The following is a 17,987-nucleotide window of genomic DNA, read 5'->3' on the forward strand; positions in this document are numbered from 1 at the left end:
TAGACTACTGGATTTTGGCGAGTAATTCCCCGGCCTGTTTGTTATAGGTGTTTTCAGGATCAGCAATGACCTTTTTCAGTTGTTCTTTGCAGTTTTTGAGGTCATTACGCTGCAAATAGGCGAGGGCTTTGTACCAGTCGGCTACGCCTTTCAGCTGTTGGTACCGGCTTGCTTCAACCTGCCCGAGTGCTTCCAAAGCCTGCCCGGTTTCACGCTTGGCAAGATGGCGGATACCCTGCTGCACATTTGCCGTATCCGAGCGCCATTGTGCCAGGGCAGAGGGGCTTATACCCAACTTGTCTTTGGAAAAAGGACTCTCGAACACTGCATTCGAATCGAAATAGGCGGCGAAAAATTCACTGGTATTGACACTGGCCGGAGCCTTTTCGACGGGTGGCTGCACCGGTGCGGTGGTTTTTGCTGTGTCGGTTTTTTTCTCAGGCTGGATTTGCGTGACGGTATCTTTAATAACCGGTGTTTGAGGCGTATCGGAAGCTATCTGGGTATCTTTCGGACCGAAATTGAAATACCAAACCAGCCCGACGGCAATCAACACACTTGCGGCAGCAGCCAGGTATGGCCAGCGCGCGTTCGTCCTCGTATTATCCCGAGTGAGCGGCAGGATTTTGGTATCGTCGTTTTCGTTTTGTGAGTTGGCAGGTAGAGCCCCTTCGCTTTGCAATTGAGCATGGATGTCCTTGAATAGCGCCTTGTATTCATTCGCTTTCAAGCCATTTCGGATGCGTCGCTGGGATGCGACTTCACTTGCCAACGCCTCGTCGGCATTCATCCGGTTTTCGAATGCGGCGCGCCCTTCCGGCGTACCCCGGCCGCTCAGGTATTGGTGGATTTCATCAAAGGTTTCTTCCGATAATTCCATATGCTCAAATCGTGATTCGCTGGTAGTACTTTTTAGATTGATACGCGTTTCCGCCGATTCTTATCATTACAAATGAAATTTCTCTTTCAGGTACTTGGCACATTTGAAACGCTTTACAGTGGCGGAGGCTTCGGTCATGCCCAATTCGCCGGCAATGTCGCGTAAGGAGCGATCTTCGACGTAAAACCATTTCAGTACTTTCCGGCAGTCTTCCGCCAGCAGTTGAAACGCCCGGTCAAGCTTTTTGAATATCCAGCTGCGTTCATCTTCGTCGTAGGCCTGGGAAATGGCTTCGGGAAGGTCTGCGCTGAATGCATTTCCCTCGTCGTCCACACCCGCGATCCGGAACGCTCCGCCGGTGGCGCCTTTGTAGGCTTCCTCGTCGTCTTCGTCTGCCGCCAGTCGGGTTTCCAGTCTAACCTCGGCGCGGCGCGTGAGCTGATCGAGGCTTTTTTTCCATTGATTAATATAAATCCGGTGAAAATAGGTCGTGATCCGGCTGCCTTCCTGGTGTACGTAACTGCCGTCGCGTACCTTACTCACAAAAATGGCCAGGCATTCCTGCAAAAGATCCTCGGCCTGCTCCTGATTGCTACCGCGTTTCAGCACATAGGGAATGCATTGCTGATAGGTTTGCATGTATAAACAAGAAAATGCTTCGCGCTTTTCATGAAGCAGTTCTTCGTAAAATACTAAGTCAGAATCACGATAGCGTTTGCAGGAATCCGTCATTCAAATCGACATTAACTTATTTATTTCAATTCATTCAAAACACTTTTCTTTTCGCCTGCGTGGTAATCGGAATCGTGCATTTGGCAATCTTTTCTTTTTCATTACCGGAAGCGGTAATATCCACCACATTTTTCAGGTCGTCGAGGATAAAGGTAAAACCATTTTGCTCCTGTGTTTTTTCAATCGGCTTGAAATTCCCCTCGGTGGCATAAGCGAGCAGCATTTCAAATCCAAAAGGCGCAGCGCATTCAAATTTTTCAGGTATTTCAATCCATTTATCAACGGCATCGGCAGCAATCCTGAAATCGTCATTGCGCAGCCGCACGATATTTTTGGCCGCATCACGGTAAATCATCCGAACCGTGCAGGGTTTGTTGGCCCTTACTTTCAAACGCATAATATCCCCCTCGCGGTAGGACTGAGGCCCATACCCTTTGTCGGTACTCACTTCAAGCACGAGTTCGGGCGCTGTTGTTTCCCTGTTTGTCGTTTTTTGATCGGTGATCTCCCGCATGCGCTGCGCCTCGCGTACGAGCTGTTCGGCTGGCTCGATTTCCGCATTCGGGATGTTGAGCAGCAGAATTTCGGCCAATAATTCATTGCCCACCGGCTGGTCGTGCCCGTCAAACAGCTGCACCCCGATTTTCAGGAAGTTGCCGGCCTTCTGATAACCGCCTTTCAGTTTCAGCAATGCATCGAGGCTTCGTGTTGTGCCCAGGCCGATCTGAATGTCGCTGTTCGCGCGCGTCAGGGCCGATTTCAATGTGCCGGTGAGTTGTTTGGAAAAATCATTGGACACGCCCAGGCCCTGGAACGTGATCTCCTCGATCACCAGCCTGGTGACGCCGCTTTTGGGAATGGCACGCGCCACTTGTCCCGATAGCTTGTCGATCACCTCGGGCAGGGTTATGAATTCGAGTGGGTTACGCTGGTCGGTGAGCGAAATGGTCCCTTTGCCTTTATCTTTCCAATCGGTGTCCATGAACCCGATCCGGGCTTCGGTAACCTGGTTTTCGGCGACTTTGATAAACACCCCGGCGCGGCAGGGTACGTTTTCGAGTTGCAGGCGTTTCGCACCCTGATAATTGCCGAAAAGCGTTTTGGAACCGTAAAACAGTACGAGATAACCTTCGGGAATGGCCTTGAACTCAGCCTCTTCCCAGTCGGCATGGTAGGTGAGTCCGCTTTTTTTGTAGCTGATGAACGCGATTCGCTGGTATTCGTTGAAGTCAATGGTTTTGGTGCCCTTGTTGTCGGGTACGAGGTCATTTTCGAAACGGGCATCGTCGCGCAGGCTTGCGCGCATGCGATACGTGGCCTCGTCACGCTCCTCGGAATCAATAATATATGGGTTTGTCAATAGCCCGAATGCCGATTCGAAGTCTTTCAGGACTTGCTTCACCCGGTCGGCCGCTTTGATCTTGTAATACGGGCTCAGCTCTTGCCCAAACGAACAATGCAGCGGTAAAACAAAGAACAGGGCGGCCAGGAACCGTTTCATAGCATACTGAACGAAAATGTTACCTGGTCCGGTTAAGGATCAGTTCACGGGTGAGCAGGCTGTTTTCCATCGGGATCTGCTGCCGGTTGGTCAGTTCCATGACCCGCACCCGCACGGTACGGAAAATATCTTCCAGGCGCAGGTCAGGCACGTCCAGGGCTTTCAACAGCTCCGATGTATACGGACTGTTTTTGCCGTCACCATCCAATGCAGTCGACCCGGGTTTGGTCGAAAACGTAATGAGTGTGCCCGGAGGCGCGCTCATGCTTGCGAGCCCTTTCGTGCCCGAGCTGCGTGTCCAGGTGCGGCTCAGCGGGTTATCGCGGCAGGCGTCCAGGATCATAATGTTCGTTCTTTGCGAGTTTTCGTCGCTGGCGGACATCTGGTCGAGGATCTCGTCGGCGGCAACGGCCAGCACTTTCAGCTCCATTTCGGATTGCGGGCTGATGTCCACCGGCATCAGGTAATTTTTTCCAGCCACCTGAATACCATGGCCGGCATAATAGAACAGCGCCACTTCGAAATCCTGGCTTTGCACGCTGCTGCCGAACTGCGCTACGGCAGCCCGGAGGTCGCCCTGGTTGGCATCGATCCGCTCGATGACCGTGAAACCGAGCCCGGTTAGCTTTTGGGAGATGGCTTTCGCATCATTTTCAGGGTTCTGTAATTTGCTGCCCGACTGGTATTTCGAATTGCCCACCACCAGCGCAATGCGTTTTTTGGCTTTTTCATATAAGATGGAAAGGGTTTCGGATTGGCCGGCACCCGATCCATTGCTGGCGATCAGTCTGATGTTGTTTTTCCCTTCTTTCAATGCGATTTGCTGTGAAATCTGCACGCCGCCGGAGCAGCCCTCTTCTTTCACCGTTTTGAATGACCGCGTGGCAACCGGGGCCAGTGCGCCATTTACTTCGATCTGTATTTTTTCGGGCTCGTTGGCTACACAGGCACTCAGCCTAACCTCGGGCTTGTCGCTGTAAGCAATATTGCTCAGCCATTTGATCTCCGGCTTTCCAGCGGCATGGAAGGCGTTGAAAACATCCTTGATGCCATTGTTGTACACAATTTCGGCAATATCCCTGACGGGCACGGTTACGAGGCCCTTTCCATTCGCAGATTTGTACTTTACCTGGTCGGGATAAACCTCCTTGATTTCCACCACTTTCTTTTCACGCGTGCGCAAGTAAAGTGTGTCGGCGTCGCCCGCAACGGCCGGCTCCCAATGGCATAACGCCGAACAGGTGAGGGCAAAAAGGGTAAAAATGTGTTTCATGGAACGTTGTAAAAGGTAATACAGGGCAGGGCTAAAACGAAAGCGCGATTTTCAGACCGGTCGTCTGGTAGGATGCATCGTAGAATGGCTGCAATGAAAGCTCTTTCTGTTTTCCGGCGAGCTCCGTCCGGGTTTTTTGAGCTAATTGCATATTTCTAAGCCCGATCAAGTCCAGCGCAAGGCCGCCGATCAACGCGGCTGCCCCGCCGTAAATACCGGGCGAGGCAAATGCAGAGAAGCTTTCCTGTTTTTGGAGGTCGGCGGCAGGCGGTGCGGTTTTGTAATTCGTCTGGTACCACGTTGTGTACGAGTCGTTGGTGCCCTGAACGGCCGTTTTGTATTTGTTATAGTCGCCTGTCAATTTTAGTATCGTAATGGCTCCGGCTACAATGGCCACGCTGCCCGCGGTGAGGAACGTCATGCTTCTTTTCTGGTATTTTGCAATTTTGCGTTCCAGCGCCTCCGTATTCACCGGCGTGTTTCTTGCCGGCTCCTGCGTTACTTTTTCCGGTTCGGTTTTGGGCTCCGTTTTTCCATTCTCATATTCGATTCGCAGTACATCGGTTCGAAAAAGAAAATAGTCGGGACCGCCGGGATTGTCATACCTTTTAAAGCGGATGTATTGGGAATCGGTGCCCAAAACTTTTGCTTTGATTTCCTTTCCGTTTTTTTGAATGATTTTGTCCTGTGCGTTGGCTGTGAAGGAAAAGAAAACGCAAAAAAGTACCGTCAAAGCGGGCATTGCAATTGCTTTCAGGAAGAAAGTATTTCCGTCGTTGCCTGTCTTTTTGCCTTTATTTTGACTGGTAGAGAATGACTTGTCCAAAACGAAGGGGATTGATAGTGAGAATTTGATTTAAAAATAATCAATCATTTATTATTGGTGTACTATTTTCACAAGAATAGGTACCACACTTCCTTTGGGATCTCCTTTTACTTCGTAAGCGATTTTACCCGATTCGTAGGCGATTTCTTTGGGAGATATAAATTCTTCACCCAATGCCGCATAAGCCTTTTGTACGATGGTACCCTCCGCCTTTTTGACTTTGTTGGCCAGCTCGTCGAGGTTCAGCTCGTTTTGAGATATGAATACCACGAAATAATCTTCCCCTTTCACTTCGTCGAGCGTGAACGAGGTATTGGCCGATGGCATCAGTACGGTGCTGTTAGCGGGTACCATGGCGCTGGTTACCACTTCCTCGGAGTTGTAGGGGAACAGCGCCGACACACGATTTTCCTGGTCGGAGCCGAGGATGTACACGTAGGATTGTTTTGTATTGCTGATCATCATTTTGAAGCGCGTGCCCGATGCATACGGCTGGCTCATATTATAAGTGATCATTTCGGTTTTGCTGTTTGGTTGGTCGGGTGTTACCTGGATTCCCTTGTAAACCATGGAATGCACAGCCATGCCGCCGCTTCCGATCGAGAAGTCGACATTGCCTTTCAATGTAATGGTCTGTGGCTGAGGTTTGGCTGGTGGTTCGGGGAAGATCTGGTAGGCATTTCTGGTAAAACGGACGAGGTCGTCGTATTTGGCCCAGGTGTAGCCGTTGCTTCCCCAGTTTTTTCCCCAGCTGTTGGCAATGAGGAACGAGCCGCCTTTCACGCTGTCGTCATAGCCTACGATGGCCATAGCGTGGCCGCCTGCGGTATTGTCGACGCTCTCGCCGGGTGCTGCCTGCCAGTGTTCGGTAGCCTCCTCGATGAACGAAGGCGGCACCATCATCCCGATCAGTACGGCGTTTTTACCTTCCACGAGTGCGGACTTGATCGCATTGATACGCTGCTCAGGCGTCGCATCCTTGTCTTTCGGATTGAAGAGCGTCGCATAATCGGCGATTTTGTAGTTAGCCGCTTTTTCATCGCACTGGTCGTACTTGGCGTCGCAATCCGCGGGTGCACAACTCAGGAGTGCGGTACCCTTGGTTTTCATCACTTCCAGGGCGTCTTCCAGGAAAACGCCTTCTGCACAGCCATTGTCAAGGCCGGATTTGACCTGTCCGTACAACCAGCTGGGGGAGAATGCCGTTGTCGCGATTTTGGCCGGTTGATTGCTCAGTCCCTGCTTGCCGGCTTCCATGGCCGTGCGCATGTAATACGCGGCCGACCATCCCACGCAGGTTCCGTCCGCTCCCTGGTCGGCAATTTCCGGCAGGAACTCGCGGATGCTGTACGATGCGGGCATAGCGCCTTTGAGTCTGACATTGGACGATTTGCGCGGGAGGCGCAGGTATTTGGCGTCGTCCATTTTTAATCCCATCCGGCGGGTTTGGGCCAGGGATTCGGATGCTGGGAAAACAGCGGCCCATGCGAGCATGGATAAAGCGGCAATTTTAATGGAGGATCTCATTTCTGATAGTTGGATTACGGTAAATATGGATTTAGTCAGGTTACTTTTCGGTTAATGTGAGCTCGATGATCTGCCAGTAGCTTTCGGACGCTGCCCGTTCACGTACCGGTTTTCGTTTCACCGACGTGACTTTTTCGGGGATCGGATAGTCGCCGTCAAACCGGCTTACTTCGTGGAAAGTGGTGCTGCGGCAATACCAGCGGTCGTTCGGGCCTTTGCGGAACAGGTCGTTCAATACCAATGTGGCTTTTTTGAGTTTGTAGGTAGCCTGGCGGTCGCGGGCGCGGGTGAGGAATTCGCCGCGGGTGAGGCGCAGGTGCTGGCCGTCGGAGGTTTCGAGATTGATATATCCGCTTGTTGTAAAAAGGGAATCGCTCTGGTCGCGGAGCCGTATGAATTCGCTGTCTGATACACGATGTTGCAGCTTGCCGATGAATGCCAGTGCCGTGTCGATTTTCGCTCTGGCCGAAAGGTCGATTAACGAGCCCAGGCGTTCCGATGCTTCGGCCGCCGGGCTTCCAGCCGCCGCAGACCACGCGAACATCGCTACGAACAAGGTTCTGAACATCAGGTTTAAAATCGGACTATTTTTCATCAGCGTTTATTTTAAAGGTTTTGTAACTTAATCCTCCCGGCATACAAAACCTTATCACTTCATAACTGCATTTTTTTCGATGAGGTCGCTGATCAGCCAGCCTGAATTCTCCTTTTCCCGTATAAACTCGCTCAGTTCGATTTCCCAATCTCCGGCAGCCAGGTAAATTTTGTTGGATACCACCGCTTCGGCAGTCATGCGGCCGCTTTGCAATGCGTTTTCGACTTTCCGCCATGCAGCATCGCGGCATTCCAGGCAGGGTGTAAAAGGCGCGAGGCTCTGGTAATCGTCCAACCCGCGCAGCAGCGGCACGAAACTCACCTCGTGGGCATTGGGCGGCAGCTCCACCTTGTTTTCTGCTGAGTGGCTTTTGCGTGTATTCAGTTTCTCTTCTGGTAATTGGGCAGGGGCTATTACCCTGGTTACGTGCCAATAGGCGGCGCTGTCGGCGGTATAATCCTTGCGTAAATGCACGGTAAGCGTATCCAACGTGCCATTGTAGCCCACTTTGAGTCCGATTTTCGCAGTTACAGGCCCGCGTTTCGGCATCTTTGTGTGTTTCTCGGTTACTGTTTGAATGAATAGGTTGACTTTGTAGCCATACGCATCGTGGATTCTTCCTGAGACAGATAGCCGCTGGTCATCTTCATTAAACAATTCAAACATGCGCATTCCTCCTGCATTATCACTTGTCGACGCATTGAAACGATTTATAAAATCGCTTACATGTTTGATTTGCCCATTCATATAACTTTCTGATAGCCCTTTCCGCACGTTGATTTTTATCGTATCAGCCCGCGGAGCAGCGACCTGTGCATGCAGTTCCGAAAGGGGAACGAGCAGGGTAAATAGCCAAAGGTTGGTCATGCTGGTTGCCATCAGAAACCCGGAATCGGGACGGTATCCCTCACGGTGATATCGCCGAAGAATATCTTCAAATCCTCCTTACCCGCCTGTGCGTATACGGCGGCGCTTTGCGCGGTCACGCGGATGTCCTTGCGGTCGCGGCTACCGTAAATGAGGTTGCCCTTTTTGTCCATCCCCTTAAACTGCTGGTAGTACGTCGCGGTAGCGTGGTAATTACCGTCGGTACCTTTCTCAAACTCCGACACGACCGCAGCGTCGTAATAGGTGATTTCCACCTTGTCGAACTTCACATTCATCAGATTTTTGAAGTAGATCCGCACGGGTACGGACGATATCGTGCCATTCCGGCGGGATACCTGCACGTAAGGTGTGCGCCTTTTCCCATTCACCATATAATCTTTTTCGAAAAGGCTTACCGCCAGCTCCACGGCTTGTTCGCGTTGCTCGATCGAGAGACTTTTGTCAGCAATGAGGGAAATATAAAGTTGCAGGTCGTTGACGCGCTGCTGAGTGAGTTTCTGAAACTCTGCCAATCTTTTCTGATCCATTTCGGGTTGCGCATGCAGTCGCCCGATGCCGGAAAAAAGAAGCAGGAAAATGTAAATGTATTTCATCATGGTAGGGGCGGGTAAATGGGTTACTTCGTTTTACGGATCTCCTGCAATGTCACCAGGTCGTAGGTACACCCACTTCCCAGGGTCGAAAGCCGCTCCACGAAATTGAACTCGTCGATCAGCGGGGCGGTGTTCACGATCCTTTTCAGAAAGAGGTCGATAGGCTGGGTTTCCACCGGCTTCTCAGGGTCGCTCATGTAGATGCTTACCTGTGCCGAAGGGCCGAAAAAGCCCTTTTGCCCCAGAGCCCGCAATTTGTTACGTTCATTGAAGCCCAGTTTTTCGTCGGCAAGTACATTCAGGAACCGATTGATTTCCGTAAAGCTGGATTCCGGGCACGGCAATACCGTTTCGGGAAAGCTGCGCACCCATTGCGAATGGTGTTTCAGGGAATCCGGCAGGCTTTTCAGGCTTTCCTGTAAACGGTTTTCGGCATCGGCGAGGAGGGTTTCCCACGACACATGCGTATTGTGGTTTTCGGCATAGGCCATCGCCTGCATCCATGTATTACTGTAAAAACTGCCTTCATTGGGATGTGCGGTGGCTCTTTCGCCTTTTTTTGCACTGCTGATGAGCAAATCGCCGTTGGCTTCCACGAAGAGCTTGCGGAGGATTTTGGTATCCTGCGTCACGCTGATCCCTTTCAGAACGGGCGTGGCCGAACGCATTCCGCGCCTGCCCGGAAACAGGTTATTGCAGCAATCGCCCAGGGTCAGGCAAAAGCGTGGTTTTTTGTTTTTTAGCAACCGGTGAACCGTTTCCAGTTCCATATTTTCGTCTTTCAGATAAAGAATAGGGAAGTTGCTTTTTTCGGTGCTGGTATTGATTCCGTGGCCGGTATAATAAAAGAAAATGATGTCCTCCGGTTTGCATTGTATTTTGGAAATAGCTTCCTGAATGCCGCCTTTCCCGAATTTGTCCTGATTGCAAATCAGCTCCTGGTAATTGTATTCGATTTTTTTGGAAATGTTCCGCAGCATCCCCGACATTTCTTCCAGGTCTTTTTCGCAACTCGCACCTAATGAAGGATCTTTGGTATCCGCAACGAGCACCGCGTAAAATGATTGAGCCTTGGATAATTGGCTGATCAATAGTATAATAGCCAGTAGTCCACTGCGAAGAAAACGGAATGTTGGAAAATAAATCATTGCGCCGGGTTTTGGAACAGGTCTTTCACAGAGGATTTAAACTTCATCATGAATGCTGCATCAAACTAATTTGAGGTCAACAAATAAACATGGATTTGCTTAAAGTAAGTGAAACCTCGTGACTATTTTTTGCCAATTGTCCGAATACAAATGGAATATTATCGAACGGTTTGGATCGGTTACCAACAATGATTATTGGCTCTTTGCAAAGCCTGTTTCCTAACCTTTTTCAGGGCCCGAACTGGCCCAGATCAGTTCCGGTTTATCATCTATTTTTTTACCTCTGTACATTCTGATAAACCGCCGCTGTTCTTCCAAGCCATTGGCTTTTGCCCAACGCAATGCCGCTTTGTTAGGAACCGGAATGTCGATAAAAACGGGCAGACCATGGAAATGATGCAGCATCGCATCGCAGATCTGCCGGCCGGCTTCGGGTGTTGACGCGACGGCCGGACCGAGCTGGACCGCATTGCGCCCCTTACGCGAGCCCGCGTAGGCGAGGTCGTCTTCGAACATCGAATAGTAAAATGTGTTTGAGCGGAGCAATGAATGCAGGAACGCCTCCCGATGGGTGCCCGTTATGCGGAAATCGAGATTGAGAACAGGGGGAACCGACGTCTCCGGCGTCCACGGCATGGCTTCGTCGTCCAGGCGCTCGTGCATCTTGGAAACACCTTTCATGCGCACCACCTCGTATTCCTCCTGGAAGCCAAGTTTTTCATATAATCCTTTGCCGAAAACCGTAGCGTCCAGTCGTACCGTTTCTATGCCCATGCCATCCAAATGCGCGATCGCGCGTTCCATCAGCTGCTGACCAATGCCCTGGTTCCGCATGGAGGCATCCACCAGTACCATCGCAATCCAGGCAACCGCCCCAGGCTGCCGGTCACCGGAGTGCCGGCCACCGGGCTGCCGGCCATCCAAAATGCAGGTGGTAACAGTACCGGCGGCGGACCCGCCGACCTGCTCGGCGAGGAAGCAGCCTTCCGGATGGAGTGCGAGCGCGCGGTGCCAGTCGGCTTCCAGCTGATTCCAGCCTGCTTGTTGTACCAGCTGCATGCCAAACGGGATGTCGGTAGGAAGCATTTGACGGATGGTAATCGGATTTTTCAATGGTTTCTGGTTTACGTATATACTAATGCGGTGATTTTGGCGAGGGAATGACTGTTCTTTTTGTTATCGTCTGACGGTCAATGTGGTAATAGGTATTTGCGCGATATTTAATTAAAATCTAATCACTTTCAGCGGGCGTTCCAAATCCCGACTATGATCTTTGCATCACTCCTGACTCTTCTTTTTGACGCAAACCTGATCGGAATATGTATGAAGATGAAGAAAACGATACTCATTATCGAGGACGACCTGCGGATTGCGCAGAATATTTACAGGGTTTTACAATCGGAAGATTTCGACGCCGAGATCGCCCGCGATGGGCTGGTCGGTAAAAAAATGGCGTTGGAAGGGCGTTATGACCTTGTTCTGCTGGATATTAACCTGCCGGGGATGAATGGTTTCGACGTGTGCCGGCAAATCAGGCAGTTCAAGCCGGTGATGCCTGTCATTATGCTCACAGCCTATGGAGAGGTGGAGGACAAGGTCGAAGGCCTGGGGCGCGGCGCTACGGACTACATTGTTAAGCCGTTTGATTTCAGGGAGTTGATAGCCAGGGTGAATGCGGCGTTGCGGCTTTCGGGCCTCGGGAAATCCGATGGGGGTAAGCGGGTACTCGGCATCGCGGATTTACAGCTGAATGTGGATACGAAGGTCGTGACGCGGGCCGGTAAGTTTATCGGGCTGACAGCCAAGGAGTTTGCTTTGCTCGAATACTTCCTGCTGCATCCGGGCACGATCATTTCGAAGATGGACCTGGCGAAGAACATCTGGCATCTGACTTTCGACCCCGGTACCAATTTTGTGGAGGTGTATATCAATTACCTGCGCAAGAAGATAGACAAGGACTATGATGTAAAGCTGATCCAGACCAGGCCGGGACTGGGCTATATATTGATGGCGGAGTAAGGTATTATGCCGCGGTACCATGGCTGGTTTAATGGTAAAATGCGCCCTGGTTGCTTCCAAGTGCCGTTTTTAATTTTCTTCTAATTTACTTTTAAGGATTTTCTAAATGCAAAAATGGTGACAGGAACATACCGTTTCCCAATCTTTGCATTGTCAAAAACAAGAGTTATGCGATTTTACCTGATCGGGTTACTGGCCTGTGTGTGCTTTGCTGCGCGGGCCCAGGATACCCTGAAAGTGACCGTTCGGCAGGCGGACAGTCTCTTTTTGAAAAACAACCTGACCCTGCTCGCGGAGCGTTACCAGATAGACATCGCCAAGGCGGCTGAAATCCAGGACAAACTCTGGGATAATCCCAATCTGAATGTGGAACTGAGCGCCTATAATCCTTCGCGGGGCTGGCTGGATGTGGGCAAGGGAGGGCAGAAGTTCATCAGCCTGCAACAGGTCATCACCCGCGCCGGCAAGCGCACGAAGCAAGTGGCGCTCGACGTGGAAACGACGCGGAAAACCGAACTGGAATTTTTCGACCTGGCCCGGACGCTGAAATTCGACCTGCGGCAGCTCTTTTTCGAAACCTATTTCCTGCGGCAGACATTACAGTTGCTGGATAATCAGATCGGTACGCTGGCAACGACCGTGGAGGCATTCGATAAGGAGTATGGCCGGAATAACGTGTCGCTCAAAGAAGTGGTACGCTTGAAGGCGCTGCTTTTTCAATTGCGGAACAACAGGGCGGACATTCTTTTTGAATTAACAGAAAACCAGCGCGATATGCGGATTTACTGCAATACCGAAGCCTATGTAGTGCCGGTGGTCGATAGCCTGGAAATGGCGCGGTACCATATCGACGCCCAGACGTCGGAACAGCTGCGGGAACTTGCATTAATGCGCCGTACCGACCTGAAAGTGGCTGAATCGTCGGTGAAACAGGCGGAATTGAACTATAACCTACAAAAGGCATTGGCAAAACCCAATGTGCAGCTAGGCGCGGTGTATGATCAGGCGAGTAACTACCAGAACCACTATTTCGGTATCTCGGCCGCCATGGATCTGCCGTTTTTCAACCGAAATCAGGGCAATATCCGGGCTGCCAAAAGCGGGATCAGCTATTTCAAAACCCAGGAAACTGCGAAGAGAAACAGCATTGCCAACGAAGTGAATGCGGCATGGAACAAGGTGATTGTGGCGGAAAACACGTTTCGAAGCGTGGAAGACCGCTTTACCGACCAGTTTTCGCAGCTCAGCCGGGGCATGTACGATAATTTTCAAAAAAGAAATATAACCCTCCTCGAATTCATTGATTTCATCGAAACTTATAACGAGAGCGTCCGGGAGTTTAACCGGCTGCAATCCGACCGTATCAAAGTGTATGAAGAGCTGAATTTTATCGTAGGGGAGGAATTATTTGCCTTTTAAACCATCAAAAACACAATGCAAAAAATAGCTATTGCCATTCTGGGCGGAATGGTGGCCGTCTCGGCTGTGTCCTGTCGGAATCAAAACAGCCCTCAGGAAGAATCCAAGGCATTCATGTTGTCGGATTCGATGATGCGGCAGATCGTGCTCGACACCGTAAGGACGGAAACCGTGCGCAATGAGCTGACGCTGGTAGGGAAGGTCGTACCGGACGAAAACCGGGTGATCAGGGTGTTTCCGCTGGTAGGGGGGAATGTGGAGGATGTGAAAGTGGAGCTTGGCGACCACGTGCGCAAAGGGCAGGAGCTGGCAACGATCCGCTCGGGCGAAGTGGCCGACCTGGAACGGCAAATGATTGAAGCACAGTCGGATTTGCTCATTGCGCGGAAAAACCTGTCGTCGACCGAAGACCTCTTTGAAAGCAAGCTAGTACCCGAGCGCGAGGTGATTACGGCCCGGCAGATGGTCGATAAATCGCAGGCGGAGCTGGACCGGGTAAAGGCAGTATTCGCTATTTACGGTATTTCAAAATCAGCCAGTTACATCGTGCGTTCGCCGATCGACGGGTTTATCGTGGACAAGAATGTAAACCGCGGCACGCAACTCCGTTCGGATAATGCGGAAAGCCTCTTCACAGTAGGCCAGATCTCGGACGTGTGGGTGATGGCGAATGTAAACGAGAGCGATATTCCCAAAATTCAGCTCGGTATGCCAGCCGATATCAAGACCATCAGCTTTCCCGACGAGGTTTTTAAAGGCAAGGTGGATAAAATTTACAATGTTCTTGACCCGGAAACGCGGGCGATGAAGATCCGCATTCAGCTTTCGAACGCCGGTTACCGGCTGAAACCCGAAATGCACGCCACCGTGGGCCTCAATTTCGAGGAAAACACCCGGATGCAGTCGATACCGTCCAAGGCGGTGATTTTTGACAGAAGCAAGAACTGGGTACTGGTTTTCACGAGCAAAAGCAAAATAGAGGCGAGGCCTGTTGAGGTTTTCCGTAATCTTTCCAAACGTGCGTACATCAGCAGCGGACTGGCAGATGGAGAGGCGGTCGTGTCTAAGAACCAGTTGCTTATCTATAATGCGCTGAATCAATGAGTGAATGAATTTGGATAAATTTTGAATGACCGAATGATTGAATGACTGAATGAATAGTCAGGGATAGTCAAGAATAGTAAGATGTGGCCAGATATGACCCGATAGTGAGCCAGAAAACATTTACCTGAGAACATAACTTACCCATTTACCCATTCATTCATTCACTCATTCACTCATTCACTCATTCACTCATTCACTCATTCACTCATTCATTCCCCGTTCCACGGCGGCTCATTCAATCATTCAATCATTCAAAATTGAACCATGAACAAATTCATTCGGGGAATCGTGGGCTTCTCGCTCAGGAACCGCTTTTTTATATTTTTCCTGACCGGGCTGCTTGTGGTGGCGGGCGTTGCGAGTTATCGCGCGACGCCGCTGGAAGCATTTCCGGACATTACCAATACGCAGATCATCATCGTTTCGCAATGGAACGGCCGCAGCGCCGAGGAGATCGAGCGGTTTGTGACGCAGCCGATCGAGATCGCGATGAACTCTGTGCAGAAGAAGGCCAATGTGCGGAGCGTGACGATGTTCGGGCTATCGGTTATCAAAATCATATTCGACGACGGGGTCGAGGACTTCTTTGCCAGGCAACAGGTGAACAACCAGCTCCGGACGGTGTCGTTACCGGATGGCGTGGATCCCGAAGTGCAGCCGCCATATGGCCCCACGGGAGAGATTTTCCGGTACACCCTCGAAAGTAAGGACCGCGACAGCCGCGAGCTGCTTACATTACAGAACTGGGTGATCGACCGTCAGTTACGCAGTGTGCCGGGTGTGGCCGATGTGGTGGCTTTTGGCGGGAGAGAGAAGATCTACGAAGTGCAGGTGAATCCTACCGCTTTGGCAAAATACAATATTACCCCGGCGGATGTCTATGAGGCCGTTACCAAGAGCAATATCAATGTGGGCGGCGATGTGATCGAGAAAAATGGTCAGGCGTACGTTGTACGCGGGATCGGACTGCTGGAATCGGCGCAGGATATCGAGAATATCATTGTCGAGTATGTGAAGGATTACCCGGTACTGGTGAAGCATGTGGCGGATGTGAAAGAGTCGGATTTACCGCGCGTGGGACAGGTTGGACTCGACGGTAAGGACGACGTCGTGGAAGGCATTGTGGTGCAGCGGAAGGGCGAGAATCCCAGCGAGGTACTGGCGCGTATCAAGGAGAAAATCACGGAGCTGAATACCAAGATATTGCCGCCGGATGTGAAGATGGTGACCTTCTACGACCGCGACAACCTGATCGAGTTCTGCGCCGATACGGTAAAGCATAACCTGGTGGAAGGTATTGTGTTTGTGACGGTTATCGTGTTTTTGTTCATGGCCGATTGGCGCACTACGGTTATCGTGTCGATCATTATCCCGCTCGCATTGCTTTTTGCATTCATGTGTTTGTATTTGAAAGGCATGTCGGCCAACTTGCTATCGATGGGGGCGATAGACTTCGGTATCATCATCGACGGGGCCGTGGTAATGGTCGAGGGGGTGTTCGTTGCGCTCGATCATATGGCGCACAAGCGGGGGATGGACCGGTTCAACCGGTTGTCGAAACTGGGTTTGATCAAAAAGACGGGCGGTGAGCTCGGTAAGGCTATTTTCTTTTCCAAACTCATCATTATCACGGCGTTGATCCCCATTTTCAGTTTCCAGAAAGTGGAAGGTAAAATGTTCAGCCCGCTGGCCTACACGCTTGGCTTTGCATTGCTTGGGGCATTGTTTTACACGCTCACGCTCGTGCCGGTGCTGTGCTCGTTTTTGCTGAACAAGAATGTACGGGAGAAGAATAACCCGGTAGTTAATTTCTTTGATAAGACGGTTTCGAGGGGTTTTGAATGGTGTTACGGGCATAAAAAGATCAGTATGATCGCCGCGACGGCATTCCTGGGCATATCGCTTTTCTCCGCCACGATGCTGGGGACCGAGTTTTTACCTCAATTAAATGAGGGTGCGCTTTGGGTTACGGCCGAACTGCCTATGAGCATGTCTCTGCCCGAAAGCGTGAAAATGTCGCAAAAGATCCGCCGCGACCTGAAAACCTTCCCGGAAGTGAAGCAGGTACTGTCCCAGGTGGGCCGCTCCAATGACGGTACGGATCCTAACGGCTTCTATTTCTGTCAGTTTCAGGTGGATCTGGTGCCTCAGAAAGAATGGAAACGGAAGATCAACGTCGAGCAGCTGACCGATGAAATGAACAAGCTCCTGAGCAACTATCCGGGTGTTTTGTACAACTACTCGCAGCCGATCGTCGACAACGTGGCTGAGGCCGTGGCCGGTTACAAGGCGAGCAACGGTATCAAGATCTTCGGTTCCGATTTGCAGGAACTGGAAAAGTACGCCAACATCGCCATGGACGCCGTGCGGAATGTGGATGGTATCAAAGACCTCGGCCTGATCCGTAACATCGGCCAGCCGGAGATCAGCGTGATCCTGCATGACCACAAAATGGCGCAATACGGCGTGAGTACTGCCGATGCGCAGGCCGTGATCGAAATGGCGATCGGTGGGAAGACTGCCTCTATTTTGTACGAAGGCGAGCGCAAATTCGATATCCGCCTGCGCTACAAAGAGGAATACCGCGCCGACGAGCAAAGCATTCAGCAGCTGATGGTACCGACGCTCACAGGCAGCAAAATACCATTGAAGGAGATCGCCACGATCCGCAAAATTACCGGTCCGGCCTTCGTTTACAGGGATAATAACAAGCGATTTATCGGTGTTAAGTTTTCTGTCCGCGGCAGGGATCTGGGCGGGACCATCGCGGAGGCGCAGCAGCGCGTGAAGGAAAAACTGACCGATTTGCCGAAAGGTTATTCGGTGGAATGGGTGGGGGAATTCGAAAACCAGGTGCGCGCCACCGACCGCCTGGCCCAAGTGGTGCCGGTGAGCCTCATTGGTATTTTCATTCTGCTCTTTATCATGTTCAGCAATGCCAAAGATGCCGGGCTCGTGCTTGCCAATGTACCTTTTGCATTGGTTGGGGGGATCCTCGCGCTGCACGTTACGCATATGAACTTCGGTATTTCGGCCGGTGTGGGCTTCATTGCCTTGTTCGGGTTATGCGTGCAGAATGGGGTGATATTGATTTCGGTATTCAACAAAAACCTGGCGGCCCGGATGCCGCTGGAAGAAGCGGTGCGGCAAGGGGTGAAATCGAGGATCAGGCCGGTGGTGATGACCGCACTGATGGCAGCCATAGGTTTGCTGCCAGCGGCCATGTCGACCGGTATCGGCTCCGAAACACAGAAGCCCCTGGCCATTGTGGTCATCGGCGGGCTCATCACGGCGACGATCCTCACGCTGCTCGTTTTCCCGATTATTTACACGTTTTTCAATCGCAAAAAACAGGGCAGGACATCCCGGTACGCGGCTTCGTAACCCGGCATTTGGATTGGGTTACTTAAAAATTTAATATGATTCAGGTCGCTCATTTTCAGGAAGACATGGCCGGGCGGGAATAACTTTTGTGCATTTGT

15 protein-coding genes are annotated in these 17,987 nt (G+C 51.3%); 4 read left to right on the top strand and 11 right to left on the bottom strand.

The window, feature by feature from the left end; all coding sequences use genetic code 11:
- Window positions 1-4: 4 nt before the first annotated feature.
- The 11 genes from CLV60_RS06520 to CLV60_RS06570 all read right to left on the bottom strand — a co-directional run bounded on the left by CLV60_RS06520 (window position 5) and on the right by CLV60_RS06570 (window position 11,076).
- Window positions 5-880 carry an anti-sigma factor gene (locus tag CLV60_RS06520; protein WP_106594577.1) on the bottom strand — a complete coding sequence of 292 codons (876 nt, stop codon included), beginning with the start codon at window positions 878-880 and terminating at the stop codon, window positions 5-7.
- Window positions 881-946: 66 nt separating this feature from the next.
- Window positions 947-1,612 carry an RNA polymerase sigma factor gene (locus CLV60_RS06525; RefSeq protein ID WP_106594578.1) on the bottom strand — a complete coding sequence of 222 codons (666 nt, stop codon included), beginning with the start codon at window positions 1,610-1,612 and terminating at the stop codon, window positions 947-949.
- A 34-nt stretch (window positions 1,613-1,646) separates the two neighbouring features.
- Window positions 1,647-3,113 (bottom strand): hypothetical protein, encoded by a 1,467-nt coding sequence (locus tag CLV60_RS06530; RefSeq protein WP_106594579.1) that lies wholly within the window; start codon window positions 3,111-3,113, stop codon window positions 1,647-1,649.
- Between the two features lie 19 nt (window positions 3,114-3,132).
- Window positions 3,133-4,386 carry a caspase family protein gene (locus CLV60_RS06535; protein WP_106594580.1) on the bottom strand — a complete coding sequence of 418 codons (1,254 nt, stop codon included), beginning with the start codon at window positions 4,384-4,386 and terminating at the stop codon, window positions 3,133-3,135.
- A 31-nt stretch (window positions 4,387-4,417) separates the two neighbouring features.
- A complete protein-coding gene (locus CLV60_RS06540; RefSeq protein WP_229210845.1) occupies window positions 4,418-5,212 on the bottom strand; it encodes a hypothetical protein in 795 nt (264 codons plus the stop codon).
- 51 nt (window positions 5,213-5,263) lie between these two features.
- A complete protein-coding gene (locus CLV60_RS06545) occupies window positions 5,264-6,739 on the bottom strand; it encodes a C1 family peptidase (RefSeq protein WP_106594581.1) in 1,476 nt (491 codons plus the stop codon).
- A gap of 40 nt (window positions 6,740-6,779) precedes the next feature.
- Window positions 6,780-7,334 (bottom strand): hypothetical protein, encoded by a 555-nt coding sequence (locus CLV60_RS06550; RefSeq protein ID WP_106594582.1) that lies wholly within the window; start codon window positions 7,332-7,334, stop codon window positions 6,780-6,782.
- Window positions 7,335-7,388: 54 nt separating this feature from the next.
- Window positions 7,389-8,213 carry a hypothetical protein gene (locus CLV60_RS06555; RefSeq protein ID WP_106594583.1) on the bottom strand — a complete coding sequence of 275 codons (825 nt, stop codon included), beginning with the start codon at window positions 8,211-8,213 and terminating at the stop codon, window positions 7,389-7,391.
- Window positions 8,213-8,818, bottom strand: coding sequence for a hypothetical protein (locus tag CLV60_RS34475; RefSeq protein ID WP_211302205.1), 606 nt, complete (start codon window positions 8,816-8,818; stop codon window positions 8,213-8,215). The genes CLV60_RS06555 and CLV60_RS34475 overlap by 1 nt, the downstream gene beginning before the upstream one ends.
- 20 nt (window positions 8,819-8,838) lie before the next feature.
- Window positions 8,839-9,963, bottom strand: coding sequence for a caspase family protein (locus CLV60_RS06565; RefSeq protein WP_106594584.1), 1,125 nt, complete (start codon window positions 9,961-9,963; stop codon window positions 8,839-8,841).
- Window positions 9,964-10,182: 219 nt separating this feature from the next.
- Window positions 10,183-11,076: a GNAT family N-acetyltransferase gene (locus CLV60_RS06570; RefSeq protein WP_229210846.1), complete on the bottom strand. Its 894-nt coding sequence runs from the start codon at window positions 11,074-11,076 to the stop codon at window positions 10,183-10,185.
- A gap of 210 nt (window positions 11,077-11,286) precedes the next feature.
- On the opposite strand from CLV60_RS06570, the gene CLV60_RS06575 reads away from it, so the two are divergent.
- The 4 genes from CLV60_RS06575 (at window position 11,287) to CLV60_RS06590 (ending at window position 17,889) form a co-directional block, all read left to right on the top strand.
- Window positions 11,287-11,982 carry a response regulator transcription factor gene (locus CLV60_RS06575; protein WP_229210847.1) on the top strand — a complete coding sequence of 232 codons (696 nt, stop codon included), beginning with the start codon at window positions 11,287-11,289 and terminating at the stop codon, window positions 11,980-11,982.
- Window positions 11,983-12,150: 168 nt separating this feature from the next.
- Window positions 12,151-13,401, top strand: a complete 1,251-nt coding sequence (locus tag CLV60_RS06580; RefSeq protein ID WP_106594586.1) for a TolC family protein — start codon at window positions 12,151-12,153, stop codon at window positions 13,399-13,401.
- Between the two features lie 15 nt (window positions 13,402-13,416).
- Entirely contained in the window at window positions 13,417-14,505 is a 1,089-nt protein-coding gene (locus CLV60_RS06585; protein ID WP_106594587.1) for an efflux RND transporter periplasmic adaptor subunit, read from the top strand.
- Between the two features lie 264 nt (window positions 14,506-14,769).
- Window positions 14,770-17,889 (top strand): efflux RND transporter permease subunit, encoded by a 3,120-nt coding sequence (locus tag CLV60_RS06590; protein WP_106594588.1) that lies wholly within the window; start codon window positions 14,770-14,772, stop codon window positions 17,887-17,889.
- The last annotated feature ends 98 nt before the right edge of the window (window positions 17,890-17,987 follow it).

Source organism: Dyadobacter jiangsuensis, assembly GCF_003014695.1.
GTDB lineage: Bacteria > Bacteroidota > Bacteroidia > Cytophagales > Spirosomataceae > Dyadobacter > Dyadobacter jiangsuensis.

What these genes read in the sequence shown, in the direction of transcription:
- CLV60_RS06585 (WP_106594587.1), top strand. Translation starts at nt 13,417, where the DNA reads ATGCAAAAAATAGCTATTGCCATTCTGGGCGGAATGGTGGCCGTCTCG.
- CLV60_RS06575 (WP_229210847.1), top strand. Translation starts at nt 11,287, where the DNA reads ATGAAGATGAAGAAAACGATACTCATTATCGAGGACGACCTGCGGATT.
- CLV60_RS06550 (WP_106594582.1), bottom strand. Translation starts at nt 7,334, where the DNA reads ATGAAAAATAGTCCGATTTTAAACCTGATGTTCAGAACCTTGTTCGTA.
- CLV60_RS06580 (WP_106594586.1), top strand. Translation starts at nt 12,151, where the DNA reads ATGCGATTTTACCTGATCGGGTTACTGGCCTGTGTGTGCTTTGCTGCG.
- CLV60_RS06520 (WP_106594577.1), bottom strand. Translation starts at nt 880, where the DNA reads ATGGAATTATCGGAAGAAACCTTTGATGAAATCCACCAATACCTGAGC.
- CLV60_RS34475 (WP_211302205.1), bottom strand. Translation starts at nt 8,818, where the DNA reads ATGATGAAATACATTTACATTTTCCTGCTTCTTTTTTCCGGCATCGGG.
- CLV60_RS06545 (WP_106594581.1), bottom strand. Translation starts at nt 6,739, where the DNA reads ATGAGATCCTCCATTAAAATTGCCGCTTTATCCATGCTCGCATGGGCC.
- CLV60_RS06565 (WP_106594584.1), bottom strand. Translation starts at nt 9,963, where the DNA reads ATGATTTATTTTCCAACATTCCGTTTTCTTCGCAGTGGACTACTGGCT.
- CLV60_RS06555 (WP_106594583.1), bottom strand. Translation starts at nt 8,213, where the DNA reads ATGGCAACCAGCATGACCAACCTTTGGCTATTTACCCTGCTCGTTCCC.
- CLV60_RS06535 (WP_106594580.1), bottom strand. Translation starts at nt 4,386, where the DNA reads ATGAAACACATTTTTACCCTTTTTGCCCTCACCTGTTCGGCGTTATGC.
- CLV60_RS06530 (WP_106594579.1), bottom strand. Translation starts at nt 3,113, where the DNA reads ATGAAACGGTTCCTGGCCGCCCTGTTCTTTGTTTTACCGCTGCATTGT.
- CLV60_RS06590 (WP_106594588.1), top strand. Translation starts at nt 14,770, where the DNA reads ATGAACAAATTCATTCGGGGAATCGTGGGCTTCTCGCTCAGGAACCGC.
- CLV60_RS06525 (WP_106594578.1), bottom strand. Translation starts at nt 1,612, where the DNA reads ATGACGGATTCCTGCAAACGCTATCGTGATTCTGACTTAGTATTTTAC.